Source organism: Bradyrhizobium sp. Mp27 (assembly GCF_029953005.1).
Lineage (GTDB): Bacteria > Pseudomonadota > Alphaproteobacteria > Rhizobiales > Xanthobacteraceae > Bradyrhizobium > Bradyrhizobium barranii.
This window is the reverse complement of record NZ_JASAUS010000836.1, coordinates 1-220: the sequence shown is the minus strand read 5'-3', so window position 1 is coordinate 220 and position 220 is coordinate 1. Positions and strand designations below refer to the sequence as shown.

General features: G+C 59.1%; 1 pseudogene. It reads right to left on the bottom strand.

From position 1 onward, the window contains the following. Window positions 1–113: 113 nt before the first annotated feature. Window positions 114–220 (bottom strand): annotated as a pseudogene (locus QJT78_RS52810) (transposase); the annotation flags it as partial.

Sequence of the window (220 nt, the reverse complement as noted above, 5' to 3'; positions counted from 1 at the left end):
TGAAGCTCTTGCCCGGGAAACAAACTCAAACTAACAGTCCCTTGTCCTGCCTCGCGGGTGGAGGAATTTGACTGACCACACCCGGAGGAATTTGAAGTGACCCGCGGGGGCCAGGACCATTTCTGCACCCGCGTCAGCATGACCTGTGCGGCCTCATAGAGTAGCGCTCGCATGGCTTCATCACCGCACAGCGAAATCCGGCCGATGCGGTGGCTTTCGC